18 protein-coding genes are annotated in these 20,042 nt (G+C 67.7%); 6 read left to right on the top strand and 12 right to left on the bottom strand.

All coding sequences use genetic code 11. The annotated features are described in order from the left end of the window. The first annotated feature begins 1 nt into the window (after nucleotide 1). Entirely contained in the window at nucleotides 2-1,213 is a 1,212-nt protein-coding gene (locus AWC16_RS02070; RefSeq protein ID WP_085263148.1) for a cytochrome P450, read from the top strand. A 66-nt stretch (nucleotides 1,214-1,279) separates the two neighbouring features. Here AWC16_RS02070 and AWC16_RS02075 read toward each other — a convergent pair whose 3' ends face one another. Beyond that, nucleotides 1,280-2,743, bottom strand: a complete 1,464-nt coding sequence (locus tag AWC16_RS02075) for an aldehyde dehydrogenase family protein (RefSeq protein WP_276062228.1) — start codon at nucleotides 2,741-2,743, stop codon at nucleotides 1,280-1,282. A 176-nt stretch (nucleotides 2,744-2,919) separates the two neighbouring features. On the opposite strand from AWC16_RS02075, the gene AWC16_RS02080 reads away from it, so the two are divergent. The 4 genes from AWC16_RS02080 (at nucleotide 2,920) to AWC16_RS02095 (ending at nucleotide 7,103) form a co-directional block, all read left to right on the top strand. Next, nucleotides 2,920-4,134 (top strand): CaiB/BaiF CoA transferase family protein, encoded by a 1,215-nt coding sequence (locus AWC16_RS02080; protein WP_085263275.1) that lies wholly within the window; start codon nucleotides 2,920-2,922, stop codon nucleotides 4,132-4,134. Between the two features lie 75 nt (nucleotides 4,135-4,209). Further along, the gene (locus AWC16_RS02085) at nucleotides 4,210-4,623 is read left to right on the top strand and encodes a Zn-ribbon domain-containing OB-fold protein (protein ID WP_085263150.1); all 414 of its coding nucleotides are present in this window, start codon (nucleotides 4,210-4,212) and stop codon (nucleotides 4,621-4,623) included. A 15-nt stretch (nucleotides 4,624-4,638) separates the two neighbouring features. After that, the gene (locus tag AWC16_RS02090) at nucleotides 4,639-5,787 is read left to right on the top strand and encodes a thiolase family protein (protein ID WP_085263151.1); all 1,149 of its coding nucleotides are present in this window, start codon (nucleotides 4,639-4,641) and stop codon (nucleotides 5,785-5,787) included. 86 nt (nucleotides 5,788-5,873) lie between these two features. After that, complete coding sequence (locus AWC16_RS02095; protein WP_085263152.1) at nucleotides 5,874-7,103, top strand: amidohydrolase family protein; 1,230 nt, start codon at nucleotides 5,874-5,876, stop codon at nucleotides 7,101-7,103. Between the two features lie 4 nt (nucleotides 7,104-7,107). Here the strand turns inward: AWC16_RS02095 and AWC16_RS02100 are convergent, their stop codons facing one another. The 7 genes from AWC16_RS02100 to AWC16_RS02130 all read right to left on the bottom strand — a co-directional run bounded on the left by AWC16_RS02100 (nucleotide 7,108) and on the right by AWC16_RS02130 (nucleotide 14,498). After that, entirely contained in the window at nucleotides 7,108-7,596 is a 489-nt protein-coding gene (locus tag AWC16_RS02100; RefSeq protein WP_085263153.1) for a nuclear transport factor 2 family protein, read from the bottom strand. Next, nucleotides 7,589-8,011: a Zn-ribbon domain-containing OB-fold protein gene (locus AWC16_RS02105; RefSeq protein ID WP_085263154.1), complete on the bottom strand. Its 423-nt coding sequence runs from the start codon at nucleotides 8,009-8,011 to the stop codon at nucleotides 7,589-7,591. The genes AWC16_RS02100 and AWC16_RS02105 overlap by 8 nt, the downstream gene beginning before the upstream one ends. A gap of 6 nt (nucleotides 8,012-8,017) precedes the next feature. After that, a complete protein-coding gene (locus AWC16_RS02110) occupies nucleotides 8,018-9,226 on the bottom strand; it encodes a thiolase family protein (RefSeq protein ID WP_085263155.1) in 1,209 nt (402 codons plus the stop codon). A 16-nt stretch (nucleotides 9,227-9,242) separates the two neighbouring features. After that, complete coding sequence (locus AWC16_RS02115) at nucleotides 9,243-11,462, bottom strand: acyl-CoA dehydrogenase family protein (protein WP_085263156.1); 2,220 nt, start codon at nucleotides 11,460-11,462, stop codon at nucleotides 9,243-9,245. Next, nucleotides 11,459-12,307, bottom strand: a complete 849-nt coding sequence (locus tag AWC16_RS02120; protein ID WP_234812084.1) for a helix-turn-helix domain-containing protein — start codon at nucleotides 12,305-12,307, stop codon at nucleotides 11,459-11,461. Before AWC16_RS02120 ends, AWC16_RS02115 begins: the two co-directional genes overlap by 4 nt. A gap of 90 nt (nucleotides 12,308-12,397) precedes the next feature. Continuing rightward, complete coding sequence (locus AWC16_RS02125; protein WP_085263158.1) at nucleotides 12,398-13,225, bottom strand: SDR family oxidoreductase; 828 nt, start codon at nucleotides 13,223-13,225, stop codon at nucleotides 12,398-12,400. A 10-nt stretch (nucleotides 13,226-13,235) separates the two neighbouring features. Beyond that, nucleotides 13,236-14,498: an amidohydrolase family protein gene (locus tag AWC16_RS02130; RefSeq protein ID WP_085263159.1), complete on the bottom strand. Its 1,263-nt coding sequence runs from the start codon at nucleotides 14,496-14,498 to the stop codon at nucleotides 13,236-13,238. Between the two features lie 25 nt (nucleotides 14,499-14,523). On the opposite strand from AWC16_RS02130, the gene AWC16_RS02135 reads away from it, so the two are divergent. Continuing rightward, a complete protein-coding gene (locus AWC16_RS02135) occupies nucleotides 14,524-15,339 on the top strand; it encodes an AraC family transcriptional regulator (RefSeq protein ID WP_085263160.1) in 816 nt (271 codons plus the stop codon). On the opposite strand, the gene AWC16_RS02140 is transcribed toward AWC16_RS02135, so the two are convergent. The 4 genes from AWC16_RS02140 to AWC16_RS02155 are packed head-to-tail and all read right to left on the bottom strand — an operon-like array spanning nucleotide 15,329 to nucleotide 20,041. Continuing rightward, a complete protein-coding gene (locus tag AWC16_RS02140) occupies nucleotides 15,329-16,504 on the bottom strand; it encodes an acyl-CoA dehydrogenase family protein (protein ID WP_085263161.1) in 1,176 nt (391 codons plus the stop codon). The genes AWC16_RS02135 and AWC16_RS02140 overlap by 11 nt on opposite strands. Nucleotides 16,505-16,516: 12 nt before the next feature. Next, nucleotides 16,517-17,569: an acyl-CoA dehydrogenase family protein gene (locus tag AWC16_RS02145; protein ID WP_085263162.1), complete on the bottom strand. Its 1,053-nt coding sequence runs from the start codon at nucleotides 17,567-17,569 to the stop codon at nucleotides 16,517-16,519. A gap of 1 nt (nucleotide 17,570) precedes the next feature. Then, a complete protein-coding gene (locus tag AWC16_RS02150; protein WP_085263163.1) occupies nucleotides 17,571-18,425 on the bottom strand; it encodes an amidohydrolase family protein in 855 nt (284 codons plus the stop codon). Next, nucleotides 18,422-20,041, bottom strand: a complete 1,620-nt coding sequence (locus AWC16_RS02155; RefSeq protein WP_085263164.1) for an acyl-CoA synthetase — start codon at nucleotides 20,039-20,041, stop codon at nucleotides 18,422-18,424. The genes AWC16_RS02150 and AWC16_RS02155 overlap by 4 nt, the downstream gene beginning before the upstream one ends. Between the last annotated feature and the right edge of the window lies 1 nt (nucleotide 20,042).

Here is a 20,042-nt window from a genome sequence, read left to right on the forward strand (position 1 = left end):
CGTGGAGAGTCAGGTCGACGACGTCACTGCCGGACTCGACAAACCGGCCGGCTACCTGAAAGACCCCTACCCGTATTTCGCGAGCAAGCGCGGCAGAGCCGGGGTCTTCCCCGGAACGGTCATGGACTACTCCAAGACCCCGGCATCACTTCGGCCCGAAACACAGTTCGCCGCCGTCTCCTTCGAAGCCGTGAACCAAGTCTTCCGGGATGCGGACTCGTTCAACTCGCGCATCTACGACGTCACCATCGGCCTGTTCATCGGACCGACGATCCTGGCAATGGAGGGCGAGAAGCACCGCAAGCACCGCAACCTGGTGTCGTCGGCGTTCAAGCGCCGGTCGTTGGCACACTGGGAACCCGCCGTGGTCCGGCCCGTCTGCACCGCCCTGATCGATGAGTTCGTCGACGCCGGCACCGCCGATCTGGTCGCCGATTTCACGTTCGAGTTCCCCACCCGGGTCATCTCCAAGCTGCTGGGCCTGCCCGAGGAGGATCTGTCCTGGTTCCGTCAGCGCGCGATGGAACTGATCAGCTACACCGTCAACTACGAGCGCGCGTTCACCGCGTCGGCGGAGCTGAAGGAGTACTTCCTGGCCCAGATGGACAAGCGCAAGGCGCACCCGACCGAGGACATCATCGGCGACCTGGTCACCGCTGAGGTCGACGGCGAGAAACTCACCGACGAGGCGATCTACTCCTTCCTGCGCCTGCTGCTGCCGGCCGGGCTGGAGACCACCTACCGCGCCACCAGCAACCTGCTGTTCCTGCTGCTGACGCATCCCGAGCAGCTGGCCGCGGTCCGGGCCGACCACAACCTGATCGGCGCCGCCATCGAAGAGGGCCTGCGCTACGAAACCCCGCTGACCACGGTGCAGCGCACCGCCATCCGTGACACCGAGATCGCGGGTGTCCCGGTGCCCTCCGGCGCCGTCATCGACGTCTGCATCGGGTCGGCAAACCGTGACGAAGCCCGGTGGGAGCGCTCCGAGGAGTTCGACATCTTCCGCAAGTGGATTCCGCACATCACGTTCGCCGCCGGCGAGCACACCTGCATGGGACTGCATCTGGCCCGCATGGAGATGCGGGTTGCCATGGAGTGTCTGTTGGATCGACTCGCCGAGATCACACTCATCACCGAGGGCAACCCGCACATCTACGGACAGCCGTTCCGTTCACCGCGCGGCCTACCGGTGACGTTCGCGGTCAAATAACCCGCCACGCCACGTCGAGTGTGCGGTCCGGTACGCCAACGCCAATCCCCACACTCGGCACCCGCGTCACGCCCCGCGGGGCTTGCGGGAACCGACCGTCTTGGTCTCCAGGTACTGCTGGAATCCCTCGATGCCGCACTGGCGGCCCCAACCGCTGCTCTTGTAGCCGCCGAACGGCGCGTCGGCCCCGTAGTACATGCCGCCGTTGACTCCGATCGCCCCGGTCCGGACCCGGCGCGCCACCGCCATGGCCCGCTCGCTCGACGCCGAGACCACTGCGCCGGCCAGCCCGTAGGCACTGTCGTTGGCGATCCGCACCGCCTCGTCGTCGTCGGCGAACGGCAGCATCACCACCACCGGGCCGAAAACCTCCTCCCGCGCAATGGCGGCGGTGTTGTCGACGCCGACGATCACCGTCGGCTGCACGTAGTGCCCGCCCGCCAGATCATCCGGGAGGCCGACGACTTCCCCGCCGCCGGTGGTGATCTCGGCACCGTCCTGCCGCGCCTGCGCGTAGGCGTCGAGCACGCGCCGCTTCTGGGCGGCACTGATCAGCGGGCCGACCAGCGTCTGGGGCAGCGCCGGATCCCCCACGGTGACCGCCGCAAAGGCCGCGGTGACCGCGGTGACCAGGTCGTCGAAAAGGGAGGTGTGCACCAACATGCGGGTGGTGGCCGCGCAGGCCTGCCCGGCGTGCACGCACACGCCAACCGCGCCGGGGATGACCTTCGCCGGGTCGGCGTCGTCGAGCACGATCAGTGCCGACTTCCCGCCCAGCTCAAGGAAAGTCCGCTTCATGGTGTCGGCGCTGTTGCGGGCCAGCAGCTTGCCGACGGTGGTGGAACCGGTGAACGAGATCATGTCTACCCGGGGGTCGGTGCCGAGCAGACCGGCGACCTCGTTGGACGGCGTGGTCACCACGTTGAGCACCCCGGGGGGAATGTCGGTGTGCTCGGCGACCAGCCGCCCGAGTCGGGTGGCGTTCCACGGCGTGTTCGGGTCGGGCTTGAGCACGACGGTGTTGCCGGCCGCCAACGCCGGCCCCAGTTTGTTGAGGATCACCTCGATGGGGAAGTTGGACGGGGTGATCGCCGCCACCACACCGACCGGCTCCTTGACCACGGTGCGGACGTTGCGGTCGCCGAACAGTCCACCGCCGTCGAGCACCCGCTCCCACTCGAACTCGTCGATCAATCGCTCCGGGTATCGCAGCGCATCGGCCAGCGGCCAATCCAACTGTGCCAGTTGGGTTGTCATCACCGGGCAGCCCACTTCGGCGATCAGCTCGGTGCGCAACTCCTCCTTCTCGGACTCCAGGGCCGACTGCAGTTGACGCAGGCAACGCTTGCGCAGTTCGCGGTTGGTCGACCAGTCCGACTCGTCGAACGCCCGCCGGGCCGCATCGATCGCCCGCCGCATGTCGATCTCATCGGCGGCGGCGGTGCTGCCCAACCGCCGCCCGGTGGCCGGGCTGACGTTGTCGAACTCCGCACCCGAGGCAGCCGCCACCAGTTTCCCGTCGACCAGCATGCGCGACTCTGCCGCGACCGCGGCCCGCTCGCAGAGCTCAACACTGGCGGCACGCTGCCCGATATCGCTCACCCCACCCTCTTTCGGATGCCCAACCGTAACCATTACAGTAGAATACTTCAATAGGTTTCGAGTGGTTCGCACGGCGGCAGGAGCGCGCTGAGTTGATCAAGGTCATGGACGGCTTCCGGGTGCTGGAGGTCGCGCAGTTCACCTTCGTCCCCGCGGCCGGGGCGATCCTGGCCGACTGGGGCGCCGATGTGATCAAGGTCGAGCACCCGGTGCGCGGCGACACCCAGCGCGGGTTCATCCGGATGGGCGGCTTCGAGCTCAACCCCGACCGCCATCCGCTGATCGAACACCCCAACCGCGGCAAGCGCAGCGTCGGGATCGACGTCTCGACTTCCGGTGGGCAACAGGTGCTTTACGAACTTGCCGCCACCGCCGATGTGTTCCTCACCAACTACCTGCCCCGGGCCCGGCAGAAGAACAAGTTCGATGTCGAGCACATCCGCGCCGCGAACCCGGACATCGTCTACGCCCGCGGCAGCGCCTATGGCGACAAGGGGCCCGAACGCGACATCGGGGGTTTCGACGGCACCGCCTTCTGGACGCGCAGCGGGGTCGGCCACGCCCTGAGCCCCGAAGAACTCGGTGCGCCGCTGTCCCAGGGGATCCCCGCGTTCGGCGACTCGGTCGGCGGGATGAACATCGCCGGCGGGATCGCCGCGGCGCTGCTGCACCGCGAACGCACCGGAGAGGCACTCGAAGTCGACGTCTCGCTGCTGTCCACGGCGTGGTGGGCGGCCGGCGCCAGCGTGACACAGGGAATGGACACCGGCGAATCCATGCGAGCGATGATGCCGGAATCCGGCGGGTCCCCGGCGAACCCGTTCCTGGGCAACTACACGACCTCCGACGGCGGCACCATCAATCTGTGCATCGTCAGCCCGACCGGCTATATCCGAGACACCTTCGAGCACCTGGGAATTCCCGAGGCCGCCGACGACCCCCGCTTCGCCGACGTACTGCCGCTGATGCAGAACGCCGAGGCGGCCGGCGCCCTGATCGTCGCCGCGATCGGCGCCAAGCCGTTCGAATACTGGCGCCAGCACCTCAAGACCATGAAGGGCCAGTGGGCGCCGTTCCAGAGCCTGGTCGACCTGGGCTCCGACGAGCAGGCCATCGCCAACGACATGATCGTCGAGGTCGAACCCAGCGACGGCGGGCCGCCGTTCAAGGTGGTGCGCGGGCCGGTCCAGTTCAACCACGAACCGCTGGAGACAACCCGCGCCCCGCAGGCATCCGAGCACACCGAGGTCGTGCTGATGGAACTCGGGATGGACTGGGACCGCATCGAAAAGCTAAAGGAGTCCGGCGACATCGCCTAGATCGTGTTGAGTCTGCGCCCACGGCGCCGCCCACTCGACCTTTTCCACCATCAACGCAGAATCAACGGAGGACACATGCAGAAGGCACTCGCCCCGGACATCTCGACGTGGCCGGCCGAGAACCCCCAGCTGATCGGCAGTCGCTGCGGCGCCTGTCAGGCCACGGTGTTCCCGGCTCAGCCGCGCTGTCCCAACTGCAGCGGCGACCAGATGAGCGAGGAACTGCTGCCCCGCACCGGCACCCTGGTGGCCTGGACCACCCAGGGCTTTCCACCCGGTGCCCCGTATCTGGGCCCCACCGGCAAGGACTTCGTGCCGTTCGGCGTCGGTCTGGTGCAGCTCGGCGACGTCATCCGCGTCGAAGGCCGGCTGACCGAGAACGACCCGGACAAGCTGGAGTTCGGCATGCCGGTGGAACTGACCATGCTGCCGTTCACCTCCGATGCCGACGGCAACGAGGTCATCACCTTCGCCTTCCGGCCGGTATAGGAGACCTCGATCCCCATGGTTAATGACGTAGCGATCATCGGAGTCGGCCTGCACCCGTTCGGCCGGTTCGAAGGCAAGTCGGCGATGGAAATGGGCGTGGACGCCATCTTCGCCGCGGTCGAGGACGCTCGCGTGGACTGGAAAGACATCGGCGCTGCCACCGGCGGCAGCTGGACGGTGGCCAACCCGGACGCGATCGTCGGGATGGTCGGGCTGTCGGGCATCCCGTTCACCAACGTGTTCAACGCCTGCGCCACCGCGGCCAGCGCCGCCAAGGTCTGCGCGGACGGTATCCGGCTGGGCGACTACGACATCGGTATCGCCGTCGGCCTGGACAAGCACCCCCGCGGTGCGTTCACCGAGGACCCGGCCCTGGTCGGGATGCCGAGGTGGTACGCCGAGAACGGCCAGTATCTGACCACCCAGTTCTTCGGCATGAAGGCCAACCGCTACCTGCATGATCACGGCATCTCCCAGCAGACGCTGGCCAGGGTCGCGGCGAAGAACTTCCGCAACGGTGCGCTGAACCCGAACGCGTTCCGGCGCAAGCCGATCTCCGAAGAGGAGATCCTGGGCTCGACGATGCTGAATTACCCACTGACCCAGTACATGTTCTGCGCCCCCGATGAAGGCGCCGCCGCGGTGGTGATGTGCCGCGCCGACATTGCGCACCGCTACACCGACAAGCCGGTGTACCTGCGCGCGGTGGAGGTGCGCACCCGGAGGTACGGGGCATATGAGGTGAACACCACCTTCGCACCGGTGGCCGAAGACGTGGCCCCCACGGTGTACGCCGCTCGCGCCGCGTTCGAGAAGGCCGGTGTGGCACCCGAGGACGTCGACGTGATCCAGTTGCAGGACACCGATGCCGGGGCCGAGGTCATCCACATGGCCGAGTGCGGTTTCTGCGCCGACGGCGACCAGGAGAAACTGCTGGCCGACGGGGCGACCGAGATCACCGGGTCGCTGCCGGTCAACACCGACGGCGGGCTGATCGCCAACGGCGAGCCGATCGGCGCCTCCGGCCTGCGCCAGCTCCACGAGCTGGTCCGCCAGCTCCGCGGCGAAGCGGGCGAGCGCCAGGTGCCCGGGCAGCCCAAAGTCGGGTTCGCTCAGCTCTACGGCGCGCCCGGCACCGCCGCCGCCACAATCCTGACCACCTGATTCCCGCCGAGCAGACGCAAACTCGCACGATCTACCGCCCGAGAACGCGATTCTGCGTCTGCTCGCGGTAAGGAAAGGAGACACCCATGAGCCAGTTTCGCGACGCACCGATCTTCGATGCCGACCAGCACATGTACGAAACCGCCGAGTCGCTGACCAAGTATCTGCCGGAGAAGTACTCGCGGGCAGTCCAATTCGCCCAGATCGGCCGCCAGACCCGGATCATCATCAACAACCGGGTCAGCGACTTCATCCCCAACCCGACGTTCGAGCGGGTGGCCGCGCCGGGTGCACACGAGAAGTTCTTCGCCGGGGAGAACACCGAGGGACTGACCCTGCGCGAGATGCAGGGGCCGGCCATCGAGGCGCCGGCCGCCACCCGCAACCCCGCCGACCGGGTCGCCGAGCTGGACCGCCAGGGCGTGACCGAGGCGCTGAACTACCCGACGCTGGCCAGTCTGGTCGAGCACTCCAGTGCCGACGACCCGGAGCTCACCCTCGCGATCATTCACGCGCTGAACCGCTGGATGGCCGAGCACTGGACCTACAACTACCACGGGCGGGTGTTCTCGACGCCGATCATCAACCTGTCCGAGGTCGACGGCGCGCAGCGGGAACTGGAGTACATCCTCGACCAGGGCGCCGCGGTGGCGCTGATCAAACCCGGCCCGGTCAACGGCATTCATGGCTGGCGCTCCCCCGCGCTGCCGGAGTTCGATCCGTTCTGGCGCGACGTACAGGCTGCGGGCCTGCCCATCGTGCTGCATGCCAGTTTCCCTCCGCTCGACGACTATGTCGGCCGGTGGGAGCCGCCGTACACGCAGAACTTCATGGCGCAGAGCGCTTTCCGCTGGATGGTGCTGGGACATCGCGAGATCGCCGACATGATCACCGCCCTGATCTGTCATGGCACGCTGACCCGGTTCCCCAAGCTGCGCATCGCCAGCGTCGAGAACGGCAGCTCGTGGATCGGGCCGCTGTTCAACGACTTCGGCGAGCTGTACAAGAAGATGCCGCAGAACTTCCCCGAGCATCCGCACGAGGTGTTCCGGCGCAACATCTGGGTCAGCCCGTTCTGGGAGGGCTGCATCTCCGATGTCGTGGACACGGTCGGCTGGGACAAGGTGCTGTTCGGTTCGGACTATCCGCATCCCGAGGGCCTGGCCGAGCCGAAGGGGTTCTGGAAGTACGCCGAGGGCATGGATGTCCGGCGCACCTATGACTTCATGGGCGACAACGCGCGCCGGTTCATGGGGCTGCCGATCGCGAACCCGGATCCCGAGGCGCTCAAACCGCCGGCCCTGGCGGGCGCCTGAGCGTTCAGCGCGTCAACAGCCGGGCGACTCTGCCCAGCACCGCACGAACCCGTGGCGAGACATACACCGCCACCAACCCGTTGAACAGGTCCTCACGCAACCGCGTCAGCGTCGAGGTCTTGATCCGCCAATGTCCGTCGACCTTCTCGTAGGTCTCGGTGTAGTGGCCGTAGCCCCGCAGATTGACGCCCGGGCCGAACCGGACCACGTCCTCCAGCGCCCACACCCCGTGTGCCGTGGTCGGCGAGTCCAGCTCGATGTCGGGTGCGTGGACCTGGTGGACGGTGGGTTGGGAGCGCAGGCTCTTGCGGGTGAAGGCCACGAACTCCTCAGCTCCGGTGATGAGTTTTCCTCCGGCGCTTGAGGTGTCGCTGACGAAGTCGTCGGTGAACAGCGCGCGCCAGCCCGACCAGTCCTTGGTGTCCAGTAGGCGGCAGTAGCGGGACTTGAGGCGCTTGATCGCCTCGATCTCCGCGGCGGTGTTGTCAGTCATGGTTCGCCGCCGGTTCGTAGCGCAGCATCGTCACGTCGTGTTCCGGATAGTCGCAGAACACCGGCCGCACCCGCATCCCCACCGCCAGATCGGCGGGGTCGGTGTTGACCAGTTCGGTGGAGAACCGCGGCCCTTCATCCCATTCGACGATCGCCAGCAGTTGCGGCACGGCGTCGGCGAAGTGCAGGCCGACCGGGCGGCGCGCGACCGTGAAGGAGTACAGGGTGCCCATCCCGGAGATCTCGCGCCATTCCAGGTCGTCGGCCAGGGTGCGCGGCGCCCGGACCCGTGGGTAGAACACGTAGCTCTGCGTCGACGGCGAGTATTGGATGACGATGCGGTGCTGCGCCAGCGCGTCCCAGAACGGTGCGGTGGTGGGCGTCTTGACCGGCATCGGCCGCTCGAAGGTGGTCATCGGCGCTCAATCTCCTTCCAGGATCAGGGTTGTCTGTTCCGACAGGATCCCGCCGTTGCCGGAGACGAAGGCCCGGTTGCAGTCGGCCACCTGGGCGGCGCCGGCCCGGCCCATGATCTGGCGGGTGGCGTCGCAGACGTGGTGCATGCCACCGGCCAGACCGGCCTGGCCGAACCCGAGCTGGCCGCCCGCGGTGTTGAGCGGGAAGTCACCGCGGAAGGTCAGATCGTGATCGGCCAAAAACTGCATGCCTTTGCCTTTTTCGCAGAACCCGGCGTCTTCCAGAGACAGCAGCACGGTGATGGTGTAGCAGTCGTAGATCGAGACCATGTCCATGTCCGCGCGGGTCAGATCCGTCATCGCGAAGGCGGTGTCGGCGGCCTCGGCGATCGGGGTGGCCAGCAGGTCCGCGGCATACGTCGGGGTCTTGAACGGCACGTGTTCGCCGAATCCCTTGATCCACACCGGACGATTCTTGGCCCGCTTGGCGATGTCGGCGCTGGCGATCACCACCGCGGCGCCGCCCACGCAGGGCATCACGATCTCCAGCATGTGCAGCGGATCGGCGATCACCGGGCTGGCCAGTACGTCCTCGACAGTCAACGGGGTCTCGTGCCAAATCGCACCATCGGTGTGGTTGGCGTTGACGCGCTGGTCGACGACGAGCTTGGCCATCGCCCGCTCGTCGTAGCCGTAGACCGCACCGTAGCGGGTGGCGACCTGCCCGTAGGGGCCGTTCTGTCCCAGGTTGCCGTACGGAATCTCGAATTCCGCTTGCGGAGAACCGTATTGGTTGCTCGATGACCCGAAGAACATGGCGTCTACCAGCGGCTTGGGTTTCCGCTCGGACATCGGGGTGATGTAGCGGGCCGGCAGCGCGCACAGCACCACGTCGCAGATGCCCAGTTCGATCGCCGCCGCCGCCCGCCAGACCATGGCGGCGGCGCTGGCCCCGCCCAGGTCGACGATCTCAGCGAACCGCGCTGGAACACCGAGGTATTCGGCGATGGTCGACGGAACGAAGATCTCCGATTCGCCCAGGTGCGAGGTGACGATGCCATTGACGAGCTCGCCCGGCAGGCCGGCGTCGGTCAGCGCCGCCGCGCTCAGTTCCGCCCACTGCTCCAGGGTGAACGGCGCCGGGGTGGCCTTGTTCATCCGTTCCGGCGGCAGCTCGACGTAGCCGACGATCGCAGCGTCTCCGCGTAGTCCCATGTGTGCGTCCTCTGTCTCATTTGCGGGGTAGGCCGAGGATCATCTGCGCGATGATGTTCAGCTGAATTTCCTTGGTACCGCCGCCGATCAACTCGGCCGGCGCCAGCAGATAGGGTTCGACGACGGCCGGGTCGGAGTCGGCCACCATGGCCAGCCGTCCGACGGTGGCCAAGGTCGCCTGGAAGGTTCGCCGCAGCAGCACGTTCATCGCCACCTTGGCGATGCTCGACGACGCGCCCAGCCCCTGACCGTCGAGCAGCCGGATGGTCTCCCGCACCCCGAGCGCCTTGATGGCGTTGGCGTAGGAGTCGAGTTCACCCAGGGCGCGAATCGCATCATCGCGCGATCCACCCGTGGCCGCAGCCACCCGCCGCAGCGCGACGGCCCGGTCGTTCTCGACGTATCCGCTGATGGCAGAGCGCTCTTCGGCCATGGTGGCGATCGCCAGCTGCCATCCTCCGGTGGGCTCGCCGAGCAGCATGTCGTCGGGAACGAAAACGTCGGTGAGGAAGACTTCGTTGAATTCGGCGGCCCCGGTGGCCTGCACGATCGGCTGGACTTCGATCCCGGCCGAGCGCATGTCCACGATGAAGTAGCCGATGCCGCGGTGCTTGACCGCACCGGGATCGGTGCGGGCCAGCAGTGCTCCGTAGTCGGCGCGTTGGGCACACGACGTCCAGATCTTGTGACCGTTGATGCGCCACCCGCCGTCGACCTTGACTGCGCGGGTGGTCAATGCGGCCAGGTCGGATCCTGCTCCGGGCTCGCTGAACAGCTGGCACCAGGCGAGTTCGCCCCGCTGGGTCGGCGGGATCAGCTGCTGGGCAAGATCATCGGGAGCCGCCCGCAGCAGCGACGGCAGGATCCACTCGGCGATGCCCAGCGACGGCCGGACCAGCCCGGGGCGCTTGGCGAACTCCTCGATGATGATCAGTTGCTGCAACGGGGTGGCGTCGAGCCCCCACGGCGGGGGCCACTGCGGGGCGATCAGCCCGGCTTCGGCGATCATGGTCCGCTGCGGGCCCGTTTCGAAGTGCGGGTAGTCACCCTGGCGGCCCGGGCCGTCGTTGTCGAGGGCGGCGGCCGCGTCGAGCGTCGCGGCGACACCGGCCCGGAATTCGGCTTCGGCGCCGCCCAGGTCGACGGTGAAGTCCCGCTGCTGATCGACCGTCAGCTCACCGAGCCGGCGGGCCCAGCCGGTGGCGGCGCCGATCGAGGCGGCGATGCTGGTGGCGCGCCGCCAGTACAGGTGCAGATCGTGCTCCCAGGTGAACCCGATGGCACCGAACATCGTCAGGGTGTCCAGCACGGCATCCGGGCACGGCGCGATGGCCGTCAGTGCCGCGGTGGCGGCGGCCATCCGGTGCTGGGCGGGGGTGTCGGTGGCGGCGCGCAGCGCGTCCCAGGCTGCGGCGCAGGCCAGTTCGCTGTTGACCAGCAGCATCGCCGCCTGGTGTTGCAGGGCCTGAAAGGTTCCGATCGGTTTGCCGAACTGCTCCCGGGTGCGCAGATGCGCGGTGGCCGCCTCCACACACCAGCCGGCGATGCCGGCGCACACCGCAGCGGCCAGGCCGACGGTGAGGTTTTCCGCGCGCTGGGCGTCGATGCCTGCCAGGACATCGCCGGAGGCCACCGGGTAGTCGGTCACGGCGATGGTGGCCAGGTCGGTGAGCAGGTCGGTGCCGGCCACCGGTTGGATCACCGCGTGGGCTGTGTCGACCACCGCCCAGAGGTCGGTGCCGTCGTCACAGCTGGCGCAGACCAGCGCGATTCGAGCCGATCCGGCACCCGAGATCACCTCGGAGACACCGGTGATCAGCCATCCTTCGCCGACCGGTTGCGCGGTGAAACTCGACTGGCCCGCGAGCACTGCTACCGCCGGCGCGCCGGCGGCGAGTGCGCGCAGGAATTTCTCCCGGGCTGCCGTTGCCTCGGCGAGCAGCCCGATCGCACTGGCGGTCACCGTCGGCAGCAGCGGTCCCGGAAGGGACACCGTTCCCGCGGCCTCCAAGACGGCAGCGACGTCGAGCAGGCCACCGCCCTGCCCTCCGTACCGATCCGGCAGGTGTACGGCGTGAAACCCGTTCGACACCAGGTCATTCCACCAGGGCGGCAATTCACCGACGGCCAGCGTGTCGAAGGCCTTGCGGGTGTCGGCCATCGGCGCGTGCCGGGCGGCGAACTGCCGCAGCGACTCACCGAGTTGCCGCTGTTCAGCACTGAGCGTCACGCTCACGAGCTCTCCTCAGGTCTTCCCGCTGCGGTCCAATGGGATTCGATGCGGGCTGCGGTCTCCCGAACGGCCGCACCGAGATCGACGACCTCCGCGGTGGTCATGGTCGCGAACGGAACGACTCCCACCGACATCGTGACCGCGCCGTCGGAATCGCGGATCGGGGCGGACACGCTGGCGATCTGGTGCTGCTCGGCGGCGCCGAGCTCGTCGGGCAGGTAGTCGACCACGGTCAGATCGGCGAAAGCGCCGGCGAGCCGTGCGGTGATCTCGTCCGGCTCTCCCTCGGCGGCCAGCGCCTGCAGCGCCGAGTACACCCGGACGTACTCGCGGGTCATTCGGTCGATCGCGTAGCCGCGCCTGCCCACCTCGTCGAGCACCGCGCCGAGCCGTCGGCGCAAGCCGGGCGAGGGTACGCCCAGACCAGACAGCCATTCCTTTCGGAGGTTCTCACTCGTCCCGGCGACGAACTCCCGGCAGAACGGGGCCACCAGCGGCATCCGGAAGCCGGCGCCCAGCCGCGGCCCGGCGATCGCCTCTCCGACCGAATCAGTGACCACCACCGTCGCTCCTTGGCGAACGCCGAGGATGGCCTGCCTGCCGACCGCGTCGAACAGCCGCTGCAGCTGCGGCCGATACGCCTGCTTGTTGACCGGGCGGGCAAGGGCGGCAATGGCCGGGCCCCACGAATATCCGCCCGCATGCCGATCCCGAACGATCCACTGCCGGTTGGCCAGGGTGGTGACGATCGCATGGCAGGTGCCGTGGCTGATGCCGAGGGTGTGTGCGATCTCCGACATCGAGAAATGCCGTTCCGGATCGGCGGCCAGCAGCTCCAAGACCCTCATCACGCGCTCGGTCGGCGGCGAAGAGACCGTCATACTTTCGAAAAGTACGTCGAATACTCGACGGCCGCAACTCCGGGCGCGCAGCAGCGCTCAGCTGCCGGCGGCCGCCACCCGCGCTCGCTCCCGCATCGACGCCACCACACCGCCGTCGTTGAGGATGTCGGTGCCGGTGAGATACCCGGCCCGGGGGCCGGCGCAGAACGCCAGCAGATCAGCCATCTCCTCGGGCGTGCCCCAGCGCGGGACCGCGGCATCGGCGACCATCGCCCCGGCGCCGGCCTGTTCCTCCAGCCGGCCCATCTCGGTGTCGATCGAGCCCGGGGAGACCGAGACGATGCGCAGCCCGCGCCCGTTGAATCTCTCGGCCTGCGAGCTCGAGTACCAACGGACGAACGCCTTGCTCACGGCGTAGGCGATGCCCGAACGCACCTCTGGCGGCATCGGGTCGCAGACGCCTGCCATGGCGGCGGAGAACGCGTCGGGATCCTGCAGCGCCAGCGGGAACTGGCCGGTGGGGATCAGCTCGTCGGGCAACAGGTGCGCGGCCATCGATGCCACGTTGACGATCGCGGCCCCCTCGGGCGCCACGGCATAGAAGACCTCGTTGACATTGACCGTGCCGGTCGCGTTGGTCGTCATAACGTAGTCGGCGTCGCCCATGCTGGGGCTGACCCCGGCGGCGTGGATCACCGAAGTGACCGTCCCGACGCCGGTCGCTGCGTCGAAGAGCTTCTCGACGGCGCCGGGGTCGGTGACGTCGCAGTTGATCACCGTGACATCAATGTCTTTCAGCACAGCCACCGCCGCGTCCAGCCGATCTTGACGGACATCGCAGAGCACCACCGGCTGATCGTGTCCGAGCACCTTCGCGGTGGCCAGGCCCATACCGCCGGCACCACCGGTGATCACCGACACCATCGCGTTGCCCCTACGCCTTCGCCAGCTGCTTCTCGGCGTACCGGCGCGCCCACTCGGCACGCGGCCGGATCGAGACGTCCACGTCGGTGGCGGTGGCGCGCAAGGCACCCACCGTCGTCTGCTCACGCGGGGTGTGGGCGAACGGATCCCAGCCGAAGAACCGGCAGGAGTTCTCCCAGGTGATCTTGTTGATGTCGGAGTCGTCGGCGCCGGCAGCCTCCAGTTCGGCGAGCACCTGCTCGGGGGCGTCGGGCCAGAAGCAGTCCGAGTGCGGGTAGTCGCACTCCCAGGCGATGTTGTCGATACCGATCTCGTGGCGCAGCTTCAGCGAGGTTTTGTCGGTGACGTAGCAGGCCAGTGAGTGCTCACGGAACACCTGGCTGGGCAGCTTGTCGCCGAAGTCGCGGCGCAGCCACTTCTGGTTGGTGTAGTGGCGGTCGCTGCGGTCCAGGTAGAACGGGATCCAGCCGATTCCCCCTTCGGAGAACGCGAACTTCAGATCCGGGTAGTTGCGCATCGCCGGGCCCCACAGCAGGTCCTGCGCGCACATTGCCGAGACCTGGGTGGCCAGGATGATCATGTTGTCGATGGGGGCGTTGGGGGCCATGCTGATCGCCCCGAAGCCGGTGCCGATGTGCAGACACATCACCACGTCGCACTCCGACAGCGTGGTGAACACCGGACCCCAGTAGTCGTCGTCGTGGTAGCTGGGCAGCCCCTCCAGGTGCGGCAGCTCCGGCATGGTGACCGCGCGGCAGCCCTTGGCGGCCACCCGGCGGATCTCGGCGCACATCGCTTCGGGATTCCAGGTCGGCAGGATGGCGATCGGGATGAAACGGCCCGGATAGGAGCCCGCCCACTCGTCGATGTGCCAGTCGTTGTAGGCCGACACCATCACCAGGGTGACGTTCTCCCGGGTCATGTTGAGATGCCGCGCAGAGAACCCGGTGAAGGTCGGAAAGCACATCGAGGCGAGGATGCCGTTGCGGCTCATGTCCCGGACCCGCTCGTGCACGTCGTAGACGCCGGGGCGCATCTCGGCGAAACCGGCGGGGTCGCGGCCCCACTCCTCGGCCGGCCACGACACCACCGCGTTGAGCCCGCTGACGCCTTGCGGACGGCCCTGGTACATCCACTGGTCGACGCCCTTGTCATCGGTGACGACGATCGGTGCCTCTTCCCGGTACTTGGCCGGGACGTGGTTGAGGAACATGTCGGGCGGCTCCACCACGTGGTCGTCGATGCTGACCAGGATCAAGTCGTCGATGTTCATAGCTCTACTAGTACCCTGGAAAATCGTGACCGTCTCCGCGCGTTCGGCCATAGATTTTGCAGAACCGGCCAACATCGATCTGCGTCGCGGCGGCCGTGCCCGGGCCGGCAGCTACCTCTATGAGGGACGGCAACTGGTCACCGGATGGCATTCCCACGACATGCACCAGATCGAGTACGCCGTCGGCGGGGTGGTCGAGGTGGAGACCGCCGCGGCGCACTACCTGTTGCCGCCGCAGCAGGCGGCCTGGATCCCGGCCGGGCTGGAGCATCAGGCCGTGATGCGCGCTGAGGTCCGCACCGTGGCGGTGATGTTCGACCCCGAGCTGGTCGCGCACGCCGGCGACCGGGCACGCATCCTGACGGTCTCGCCGTTGATCCGCGAGATGATGCTGCATTCGCTGCGGTGGCCGATCGAGCGCCCCGACGGCGACGGGGTCTCCGACGACTTCTTCCGTACCCTGGGCCATCTGGTCGCCGCCGCGCTGGAACACGAGGCGCCGCTGAGCCTGCCCGTCTCCGATCATCCGATCGTCGGCGCGGCCATGGTCTACACCAAGGAGCACTTGGCGTCGGTTTCCGCGGCCGAGGTCGCGCACGCCGTCGCGGTGTCCGAGCGCACCCTGCGGCGCCAGTTCGAAGCGGTGATCGGCATGTCGTGGCGGACCTATCTGTTGCACGCCCGGATGCTGCAGGCGATGGCACTGCTGGCCGCACCCGATCAGGGCGTGCAACAGACCGCGACCGCCGTCGGCTTCGACAGCCTGTCGGCGTTCACCCGGGCGTTCACCAAGTTCGCCGGTGAGGCGCCGTCGAGTTACCACCGCAGGATCACGTCTTGACCACCGGTGGCGAGTAGTTCGGCTTGCCCAGACCCAGCACGTACTGGGCGATCATGTTGCGGAACACCTCCAGGGTGCCGCCGTAGATGCCGACCAACGGCGCGAACCGGTAGACGTAGTCCGACGCCCCGTTGTCGATGGCGCCGTCGGTGTCGATCGGCAGCGCCGAGGCGCTGCCCAGCAGGTCCATCAGGTCCGGTGAGACGTCCCGCATCGCCTGCGCCAGCGCCACCCGCCCGAAAATCGACGGCGCCGACAGCGACGCCTCCACCCGGGCGGCGGCCCGGCCGAGCCGGTAGGCCACCGACCGATCCGCGATGCTGCCCGACCGCCCGACCACCGCGCCGGCCTTGTCGACGGCCACCGCCATGAAGTTCGCCTGGTGCATCATGATCGAGACGTCTTGCAGTCCATCGGGATTCGCGTCCACCGCACCGTGTTCGACGTTGAGCGGCTCACGCAGCACGGTCCAGCCACCGTTGACCTCACCCAGCCGGTACTTGTCGTCCACGCGGACGTCGCTGTAGTAGACGATGTTGGTGCGGTCGCCGTCGACGGTGCGCAGCCCCTGGATCTCGATGCCCGGCGAGTTCAGCGGCACCAGGAACATGGTGAGGCTCTTGTGTTTCCGCGCCTCGGGGTCGGTGTTGGTGATCAGGAAGACGTATTGGCAGTTGTGGGCGCCGGTGGTGAACATCTTGGAGCCGTTAATGATCCAGTTGTCCCCGTCCCGCACCGCGCGGGTCTTGCAGGTTGCGACATCCGAACCGCCCTCGGGTTCGGTGTAGCCCAGACAGAGCCGGACGTGACCGCTGAAGACGCCGGGCAGCACCTCGTCGCGCAGCTCGGGTGATCCGAACGACGCCACCGAGCGGGCCACCATGGCGGTGGTTCCCCAGGTGACCCACGGAACGTGGGCGCGGCGCTTCTCCAGCTCCCAGATGCGCCGGCGCACCCGGGAGAAGCCGCCGTCGGCCTCGGTTTTCCACTCCGCCTCCAGGTAGCCCGCGGCGCCCAGCGCCAGGTGCACACCTTCGTCGAAATTGTCGCCCGTGGCGCGGTCTCGGCGCTTGACGTCCTCGGTCACATGGGTGGCCAGGAACGCGCGCACCTCGTCGCGGAAAGCCAGGTCGTCGTCGGTCAGCTGCGGTCGTGAGAAGTCCATGGTCTCGGTTTCCTAGTTGGCTGCGGGGGAAGCGGTTTCGCGGGCGGCGATGATCTCGGCTATGCGGCAGGCGCTGGCGCCGGGGTCGCCTCCGGCCAGCGGCCAGCCGCGGGCCCGCACCAGATACGCCGTCGCCGCTGCTTCGGCCGAGACGCCCAGGCCGCCCTGGATGTGTACCGCCATGGTGGCGGCCTTGGCGGCCTCCTCGGCCATGAACACGAACGCCGACGCCGCCAGTTCCGGTCGCTCGTCGGGTTCGTTGTCCATGAACCACCCGGCGCGATAGGCCAGGTTGCGCCCGGACGCCACGGTGATGGCCATGTTCGCCAACGGGTGCGAGATGGCCTGCAGGGTGCCGATCGGCACACCCAGGGTGTAGCGGGTCTTGGCGAACTCCGCGGCGATGGTCATGGTCTGCTCCACCATCCCGACCAGTGCGGAGGCGGTCAGCAATCGCCATTCATCCAGTGCCCGCTGGTATTCCGCCAGCGCGTCCGGTCCGCTCGCCAGCACAGTGCGGGAGTCGGCGGCGGCGGGGTCGACCCAGGCCATCGGCAATCGGCCGATGTTGTCGACGTGGACCGGCCGGGTGTCGAAGGACAGCCGCACGACATCCTGACCGTCCCGGATGATGATCGCGTCAGCGATCGACGCCGCCGGGATGAGCCGAGCACCCGAGACGCTGTCCTGGTGCGGGTCCAATGCCGCGAGCTGCTTGCCGTTCACGACTTCGGATTCCACCGTCCCGATCCTGGCCAGAAGCCTTGCCGCGCAGACGTGGTCGATCCAGGGCACCGGCGCCACTGCGCGGCCGATCTCCTCGGCGACCAGGGCGAGGTCCACCAGGGTGGCGCCGTCGCCGCCGACCGACTCCGGCAGCGCCATGGTGGTAGCGCCCATCGCGCACAGCCGCTCCCACAGGTTCTTGTCGAAGCCGGATTCCTCAGCGGCACGCACGGTTTCGATATCGCAGTGCGTGGCGAAGAACTGCTTGTAGGCCGCCTGCAACGCGGTGTGGTCCTCGGTCAGGCTGTAGTCCAGCCTGCGCAGTTCGAAGCGATCCATCTCAGCTCTCCTGTTCGGGTACGGCGCCGCGTTCGGCGAAGAAGAAGTCCGCGGCATTGCGGTAGAGGTACTTGTCGAGCACGTCGGGCGGCAGGTCCAGGGCGAGCGCCTCGGGTACCACCCGGCTCATCCGCAGCACCGGCCAGTCGGAGGCGAAGATGATCTTGTCGGCGCCCCGGGTCCGCATGAAGTGCAGCAGGGACTCCGGCAGTCGTTTGGGCGACCACGCCGAGGTCATCAGCCGCAGGTTGCGGTATTTGATCAACATCCGGATCGCGACGTCCCACCACGGGTCAGCACCGTGAATCATGCACAGCCGCAGTTCCGGGAAGCGCACGCACACCCGGTCCAGGTGGATCGGGTGCTGCACCTCCCCCGGAATCGGCGGGCCCGGGATACCGGTGTTGACGCACAACGGCAGATCCAGTTCGGCGCACTTGGCATAGAGCGGGTAGTAGACGGCGTCACTCGGCGGGTACTGGCCGTCGCCCCAGAAGCTGGGGCCCACCACGGCGTAGACCACCGGCAGGTCGTTGACGACGGCGCTGAGCTCCCGCAGCGCGGGAACCGGCCGCAGCAGGTTCACCCCGCCCATCGCGAGTGCGAACCGATCCGGCCTGGCGTCGACGAACTTGCGCGCCGTCACCGACGGTTTGACCAGGTTGTCCATCAGTACGGCCTTGGTGACCCCGTTGGCGTCCATCTCGTCGAGCAGCGCCGACATGTCGGCCGGTTCGAACATCGAATCGGGGCCCTTGAAGTAGTCATCGCGTGTCCTGACCATCCAGGCGGGCTGTTCGTTCTCGCCGAAGTGCACGTTGACCAGACAGTCGATGGCTCGTGGCTGTTCGCTCATGCGGTGGATACCTCTTCGCTTACTTGACTTTTCGCCCAGCGGTAGTCGGGCTTGCCGTTGCCCAGCCGACGCACCTGCACCACGCTGATGAACGTCTTCGGCACTTTGAACCCCGCCAAGACCGCCCGGCAGTGCGCGTCCAACTGTTCATCGGTGAGGTCCGAATCCGGGTGCACCGCCACCAGTGCGACCAGTTCTTCGCCCCACCGATCGCTGGGCCGTCCCACCACCAGCGCGTCGGCCACCCCCGGGTGGGCGCGCAGCACTTCCTCGACCTCTTCGACGAAGACCTTCTCTCCGCCGGTGTTGACCACCAGTGCATCGCGGCCGAACAGCCGCAGGGTGCCGTCTTCCTCGACCGCGGCCCGGTCGCCGGAGATCACGAGCCGCCGGCCGTCGATCTCGCAGAAGGTGCGCCGGGTCGCGTCGGCATCGTCGAAGTAGCCGAGTGGGATCCGGCCGGTCCGCACCACCCAACCGATCTCGGGCTCACCGGGTTCGAGGAACCGGGTCCGGTCCTGTGAGACCACCGCTCCGCCGGTACGCAGGTCGAAGGTGTCGCGGCGCGCGTCGCGCTGACTGCGCCCGAATCCCATGTTCCCGGTCTCCGAGGAGCCGTAGCCGTTGATCAGGGTGATCTGGGGCAGGTATTCCAGCAGCGCCGCCTGATACTTCGGATTCGTTGCGGCGCCGCCGGTTCCGATGGAGTGCAGTGACGACAGATCGTAGGCCCGCCTTCCCAGCTCGGCCACCACCGGTGCGGCGTAGGCGTCGCCCACCATCGTCATCAGCCCGACCTTCTCGCGCTCGACGGTTTCCAGAACGGCACGGGGGTCGAATCTGGTGCGGGTGTCGTTGAGGATCACCGTCTGTCCGCTCAGAATCGCCGAGAATGCGGTCCACAGTCCGGCGGCGTGCATCAGCGGCGACAGTGCGAACCACGGCTGACCGGCGTACTGCACCTTCTGGTGGATCTCCGCCGCGGACGCGTGGTCGTCGCCGACCATCGATGAGACGTAGATGTCGCTCTGGCGCCACAGCACGCCCTTGGGACGGCCGGTGGTTCCACCGGTACAGATCATCAGCAGATCGTCGGGCGAGGCGGCCACCGCCACATCGGTATCGCCCTGTGCCAGTGCCTCTTCCAGCGGTATCGCGCCCAGGTCGGGGGCATCGTCGGCTCCGTCGTCGACGCAGATCAACAGTTCGGCGCCGGAAGCCCCGATCGTGTCGGCGAACTTCGCCGCCAGTGACCGGTGGTAGATGACGGCGCGGGGCCGCAGGTAGTCGAGCAGTTCGGCGGCCTCGGCCGAGGTGTAGTAGTGGTTGACGTTGACCGGGACCGTGCGTGCCTTGAGGCAGCCGATCACCATATCGGGGTACAGGTCGTTGTGCATGAGCAGGGCGACCCGGTCCTGGCCGCATTCCCAGTTCTTCAAGCCCGCGCGCTCACGCTGCACACCGAGCCCTTGGCCCGCCAGGTAGTTCGCCAGTCTGCGGGTGCGATCCGCTGATTCGGCGAAGGTGCTGCGCCGATCCCCACAGATCGTCATGATCCGGTCGGGAACAACCTCGGCGACCTCGTCGTGGACGGCGCCGATGGTCCACTCACACACC

It is taken from the genome of Mycolicibacter longobardus (assembly GCF_002102265.1).
Classification (GTDB): Bacteria; Actinomycetota; Actinomycetes; order Mycobacteriales; family Mycobacteriaceae; genus Mycobacterium; species Mycobacterium longobardum.

Bases quoted from the DNA above. Each gene is read 5' to 3' on its own strand.
- AWC16_RS02125 (WP_085263158.1), bottom strand. From the start codon at position 13,225: ATGGTGTCGGTGATCACCGGTGGTGCCGGCGGTATGGGCCTGGCCACC.
- AWC16_RS02105 (WP_085263154.1), bottom strand. From the start codon at position 8,011: ATGACCACCTTCGAGCGGCCGATGCCGGTCAAGACGCCCACCACCGCA.
- AWC16_RS02095 (WP_085263152.1), top strand. From the start codon at position 5,874: ATGAGCCAGTTTCGCGACGCACCGATCTTCGATGCCGACCAGCACATG.
- AWC16_RS02085 (WP_085263150.1), top strand. From the start codon at position 4,210: ATGCAGAAGGCACTCGCCCCGGACATCTCGACGTGGCCGGCCGAGAAC.
- AWC16_RS02140 (WP_085263161.1), bottom strand. From the start codon at position 16,504: ATGGACTTCTCACGACCGCAGCTGACCGACGACGACCTGGCTTTCCGC.
- AWC16_RS02130 (WP_085263159.1), bottom strand. From the start codon at position 14,498: ATGAACATCGACGACTTGATCCTGGTCAGCATCGACGACCACGTGGTG.
- AWC16_RS02090 (WP_085263151.1), top strand. From the start codon at position 4,639: ATGGTTAATGACGTAGCGATCATCGGAGTCGGCCTGCACCCGTTCGGC.
- AWC16_RS02075 (WP_276062228.1), bottom strand. From the start codon at position 2,743: ATGCTGGTCGACGGGAAACTGGTGGCGGCTGCCTCGGGTGCGGAGTTC.
- AWC16_RS02120 (WP_234812084.1), bottom strand. From the start codon at position 12,307: ATGAGGGTCTTGGAGCTGCTGGCCGCCGATCCGGAACGGCATTTCTCG.
- AWC16_RS02150 (WP_085263163.1), bottom strand. From the start codon at position 18,425: ATGAGCGAACAGCCACGAGCCATCGACTGTCTGGTCAACGTGCACTTC.
- AWC16_RS02100 (WP_085263153.1), bottom strand. From the start codon at position 7,596: ATGACTGACAACACCGCCGCGGAGATCGAGGCGATCAAGCGCCTCAAG.
- AWC16_RS02080 (WP_085263275.1), top strand. From the start codon at position 2,920: ATGGACGGCTTCCGGGTGCTGGAGGTCGCGCAGTTCACCTTCGTCCCC.
- AWC16_RS02110 (WP_085263155.1), bottom strand. From the start codon at position 9,226: ATGGGACTACGCGGAGACGCTGCGATCGTCGGCTACGTCGAGCTGCCG.
- AWC16_RS02145 (WP_085263162.1), bottom strand. From the start codon at position 17,569: ATGGATCGCTTCGAACTGCGCAGGCTGGACTACAGCCTGACCGAGGAC.